The 4,535-nt window shown below is 67.9% G+C and carries 7 protein-coding genes; 5 read left to right on the top strand and 2 right to left on the bottom strand.

All coding sequences use genetic code 11. The features are described 5' to 3' along the window. The 5 genes from M3N57_00655 to M3N57_00635 all read left to right on the top strand — a co-directional run. A partial coding sequence (locus M3N57_00655) for a cbb3-type cytochrome c oxidase subunit I (protein MDP9021217.1) occupies positions 1-866 on the top strand: 866 nt, incomplete at its 5' end. A 17-nt stretch (positions 867-883) separates the two neighbouring features. Next, positions 884-1,495 carry a cytochrome c oxidase subunit 3 gene (locus tag M3N57_00650; GenBank protein ID MDP9021216.1) on the top strand — a complete coding sequence of 204 codons (612 nt, stop codon included), beginning with the start codon at positions 884-886 and terminating at the stop codon, positions 1,493-1,495. 31 nt (positions 1,496-1,526) lie between these two features. Continuing rightward, on the top strand, positions 1,527-1,865 hold the full coding sequence (locus M3N57_00645) for a cytochrome C oxidase subunit IV family protein (GenBank protein MDP9021215.1): 339 nt from the start codon (positions 1,527-1,529) through the stop codon (positions 1,863-1,865). Further along, positions 1,865-2,716: a cytochrome c oxidase assembly protein gene (locus M3N57_00640; protein MDP9021214.1), complete on the top strand. Its 852-nt coding sequence runs from the start codon at positions 1,865-1,867 to the stop codon at positions 2,714-2,716. Before M3N57_00645 ends, M3N57_00640 begins: the two co-directional genes overlap by 1 nt. Positions 2,717-2,720: 4 nt before the next feature. Then, complete coding sequence (locus M3N57_00635; protein ID MDP9021213.1) at positions 2,721-3,362, top strand: cupredoxin domain-containing protein; 642 nt, start codon at positions 2,721-2,723, stop codon at positions 3,360-3,362. Positions 3,363-3,365: 3 nt separating this feature from the next. On the opposite strand, the gene M3N57_00630 is transcribed toward M3N57_00635, so the two are convergent. Next, positions 3,366-4,277 carry a heme o synthase gene (locus tag M3N57_00630; protein MDP9021212.1) on the bottom strand — a complete coding sequence of 304 codons (912 nt, stop codon included), beginning with the start codon at positions 4,275-4,277 and terminating at the stop codon, positions 3,366-3,368. After that, positions 4,274-4,535: hypothetical protein (locus M3N57_00625; protein ID MDP9021211.1), on the bottom strand; the 262-nt coding region annotated here is incomplete at its 5' end. The genes M3N57_00630 and M3N57_00625, both read right to left, overlap by 4 nt.

Genomic DNA, 4,535 nt, shown 5'->3' with positions numbered 1-4,535 from the left:
TGTTCGCGATCGGACTCGTGGCGCAGTTCACCATCGGTGGTCTGTCGGGGGTGACCCACGCGATCGCGCCACACGACTACCAGCAGACCGACACCTACTACATCGTCGCGCACTTCCACTACGTGCTGTTCGGCGGCGGCATGTTCGGCATCTTCGCCGGGCTGTACTACTGGTGGCCGAAGATCTTCGGCCGGATGCTCAACGAGACTCTCGGGAAGCTCAACTTCTGGACGATGTTCGTCGGGTTCAACCTGACGTTCTTCCCGATGCACATGAGCGGGCTGTGGGGCATGCCGCGACGGACCTACATCTTCCCGCCCGGGATGGGGTGGGACCTGATGAACCTGCTGTCGACCATCGGGGCGTTCACCATCGCGTTGTCGGTGCTGTTGTTCATCGTGAACGCGGTGAGGTCGCACCGGGTCGGTCAGGAAGCCACCGGAGACCCGTGGGACGGCCGGACGTTGGAGTGGTCCGTGGAGTCACCCACCCCCGAGCACAACTTCCACGAGACGCCGATCGTGCACTCCCGCGACGACTGGTGGCACAGCAAGTACGAGGAAGACACCGAGGGCCGCCCCGTCCGCGTGCCCGCCGGCGCCGCCGACGACGGTGAGCAGCTCGACGTCGGCGCCCGCGAGCGTGGCATCCACCTGCCCGACCCGTCGTACTGGCCGCTGGTGGTGGCGATCGGGATCACCGTGATCGGCTACGGGATCGTGTTCCTCCGCCCCCAGGGCCCGGCGTCGGACCAGTGGAGCGCGGGCGGGATCCTGTTCATCGTCCTCGGTGTCGTCACTCTCCTGACCGGGTACTTCGGCTGGGTGCTCGAACCGCTGGAGGAACCCGGTAGCGACGATCACTGACCAACGGAGGCGAACGAGTGGCTGAGGCGCACGCCGAGGCGGCCCACGCGGCCGGGCACCCCGACACCAGTCTCGGGCTCGACCACCGCAAGCTGGGGATCTGGGTGTTCCTGGCCTCCGAAGCGATGTTCTTCGGGTCGCTGATCACCACCTACATGCTCTACAAGGACCGCACCGCCAACGGACCTGGCCCCGAAGACATCTTCGACATCCCGTTCACGTCGGTGAGTTCCTTCGTGCTGTTGATGAGCTCGCTGACGATGGTGCTCGCCCACGACGGGGCGGTGAAGCGCGACGAGGGCCGCATGCGCATGTGGTTGCTCGCCACCGCCATGCTCGGGACCGTGTTCATCGGCGGACAGGTCTTCGAGTTCACCAGCTTCGTGAGCGAGGGCATGACGATCACGACCAGTCCGTTCTCGTCCAGCTTCTACCTCCTGACGAGCTTCCACGGCATCCACGTGACGGTGGGGATTCTGTTCCTCCTCGGCCTGTACACCCTCAGCCGGCTGGGGCGGCTACCCATGGAGGACGACATCCGCGTGGACATGATCGCCCTGTACTGGCACTTCGTGGACATCGTCTGGATCGTGATCTTCACGTTCGTGTACCTGATCCCCGTCGGCTGACGGCGCCCCAGCCACCGGAAGGACCCACCCGATGGCGACCGAGGTCACCCACACGCCCGCCGAGCAACACGTCGCGGCGCACCCCACACCGCGAGACTACGTCAACATCGCGATCGTCCTGGCGATCATCACCGCAGCGGAGGTGATGACGTACTTCTTCCGGTTGCCGGGCTGGGCGCTGTGGACGGGACTGACCGGCATGGCGATCGCGAAGTTCGCGTTGGTGGTCAGCTTCTACATGCACCTGAGGTACGACAGCCGGATGTTCCGCCGGGTGTTCCTGTTCGGGTTGATCCTCGCCACGACGGTGTTCCTCCTGGTGCTGGGTATCTTCGCCATCGGTCCCGAAGGCGGAGGTGCCGGGAGCTGATGGTCGACTCGCCGTGGACCTTCCACCTGCACCCCGAGGTGGTCGCGGTCGTGGTTGCCGCCCTGGTCGCGTACGGCTACGCCGTGCGCCGCTGGGGCCGGCTGTTCCACCCCTCGCCGTCCGAGCAGCCGGCCACACCCCGCCAGAAGGTCGCGTTCGTCCTCGGGGTCGTGTCGTTGTGGGTGGCGCTGGGTTGGCCCGTCCACGACCTCGGCGAGCGCTACCTGTACGCCGCACACATGGTGCAGCACCTGATCCTCGGCTTCGTCGTCCCGCCGCTGATCCTGCTCGGGACGCCGCGGTGGCTGGGTGAGCTGGTCCTCGGCCGTGGTGCGGTGGGCCGCGCCTACCGCGGCCTCACCCGCCCGCTGATCGCCGCCGTGGTGTTCAACGTCGCGTTGGCGTTCATCCACTGGCCGGCGGTGGTGGACATCATGGTGGCGTCCGAGCCGGCGCACGCCGCGATCCACTGGGCGTTCCTGGCTGCGGCGTTCCTGATGTGGTCGGTGCTGTACAGCCCGCTCCCGGACGTCGCGGCGCGCCTGGGGCCCCCCGGCAAGATGCTGTTCCTGTTCGTCCAGACCATCCTGCCGACGGTCCCGGCGTCGTTCCTGACCTTCGGCGACCGGACCCTGTACCGCTTCTACGAGACGACGCCGCGGCTGTGGGATCTGACACCACGTGACGACATGCAGCTAGCCGGACTGATCATGAAGGTCGGCGGCGGCCTGCTGCTGTGGAGCATCCTGACCGTGATGTTCTTCCGGTGGGCCAACGCCGAGGAACGTGCCGACCGTGCACGCCTGCACGCCGGTGACGCCGACCCGCGCCCGTCCAACAGCTGGAGCTGACCAGATGAAGCCCGACGTCCGCGACCGGCTGGTTCTGCCGCTGCTGGTCCCCCTGGGGCTGTTGGCGATCGTCGCGATCACCGCCGTGCTCTTCGGGATGATCCTGTTCTTCAACCCCATCGAGGTGTCGCTGACCATCGCGACCGTGGTGGCGGCCGGGATCCTGGCTGCCTTCGGGATCGCCAACGCGCGACGTGAGGAGCTGACCCGCGCCAAGCGCATGGTGATCGTCTTCGCGGGCGTGCTCCCGCTGCTGGTCGGGGGGCTGGTCGCGGTCGGGGCCATCCCGCTCGCTGAGGGTGTGGTGCGGGTCGCTGACCGAGAGTGCCACTTCTGCATCCCCGAGGACGCCGTGGAGGTGGTGGCGGAGGGGGTCGAGTTCGAGCAGGACGAGATCACCCTCCCGGCCGACGACGAGGAGGTGGCGATCCTATTCATCAACAACGACCAGAACATCCCCCACAACGTCTACATCTACCCGATCCACCAGGAGGAGCCGCTCCTCGACGAGCCGATCTTCGAGGGGGAGACCTTCAACGGCGTCGACCAGCGCGTGTACCAGTTCCCACCGCCCGACCCCGGCACCTACTACTTCAACTGCAGCGTGCACCCGCAGCAGATGACGGGGACCGTCGTCTTCGAGTAGCGCTCACACCAGCGCGTCGACGGCGGCGACCGTGAACACCAGCGCGAGGTACGCGGTCGAGTAGTGGAACAGGCGCATGGCGTTGGGGATCGACGGGTCACGCCGCAGACGGTGGGCGAGCACCAGCCAGCCTGCGTCGAGCGCCGCGATCCCGCCCAGGTACACCAGCCCGGCCTGCGCGATCGGGTAGTAGGCCAGGGTCACCGCCAGCAGCAGGTACGAGTAGAGCAGCACGTGGCGGCTCGTCTCGCGGTTGCCGTGGGTCACCGGGAGCATCGGGACGCCCGCCGCCGCGTAGTCATCGTGGTACTTCATCGCGAGCGTCCAGAAGTGCGGCGGCGTCCAGTAGAAGATGATGGCGAACAGCGCCCAGGCGGGGGCGTGCAGCGTCCCGGTCACCGCCGCCCAGCCGGTCAGGACCGGCACGCATCCCGCCGCCCCGCCGATCACGACCGCCTGGTTGGTCCGCCGCTTCATCCCGATCGTGTAGACGAACACGTAGAAGACGATCGCGGCGGTCGCGAGCGCCGCCGCCAGCGGGTTCACGAGGACGGCCAGCCACACCGCCCCGACGATCCCGAGGACCACGCCGTACGTCAGTGCCGCCCGGGGGGTGATCGCATGCTGCGACAGCGGCCGGGAGACGGTGCGCGACATCACCTGGTCGATGTCGCGGTCGAGGTAGTTGTTGATCGTGTTCGCGCTCGCCGCGCACAGGGTCCCCCCGACCAGCGTCGCGACCACCAACCAGGTTCCCGGCCATCCGCCGGCCGCCACGATCATCGACGGCACCGTGGTCACCAGCAACAGCTCGATGATCCGCGGCTTGGTCAGCGCCACGTACGACGACACCGTGGCACGCACGGTCCGTCCGGCCGTCCGGGGCAACTCCAGGGGGTCCGCGCGGCTGGTCACGCCGGGGCCTCGACCGCGTCGACGACCAGGTTGGTCGCAGCGATACGGGCGTCTGACCGGCGCGCCACCGTGACGGCTCCCACCACGCTGCACCACGCGAGGCTGGCGACCAGCAGGTGGGCCACCACCAACCCGGTCGAGCTGACCTGCGTGAACACGTGAGCGGCGCCGAGCGCCACGTTGACCACGAACAACCCCAGCGCTGTGTGGACCAGACGCACCTCGGGCCGCGGCCGCCGACGCCGCAGCACCTCGACC

The organism is Actinomycetota bacterium (assembly GCA_030776725.1).
In the GTDB taxonomy this organism is placed as follows: domain Bacteria; phylum Actinomycetota; class Nitriliruptoria; order Nitriliruptorales; family JAHWKO01; genus JAHWKW01.
This window is presented reverse-complemented; position numbering and strand designations above follow the sequence as displayed.

Bases quoted from the DNA above. Each gene is read 5' to 3' on its own strand.
- M3N57_00645 (MDP9021215.1), top strand. From the start codon at position 1,527: ATGGCGACCGAGGTCACCCACACGCCCGCCGAGCAACACGTCGCGGCG.
- M3N57_00640 (MDP9021214.1), top strand. From the start codon at position 1,865: ATGGTCGACTCGCCGTGGACCTTCCACCTGCACCCCGAGGTGGTCGCG.
- M3N57_00635 (MDP9021213.1), top strand. From the start codon at position 2,721: ATGAAGCCCGACGTCCGCGACCGGCTGGTTCTGCCGCTGCTGGTCCCC.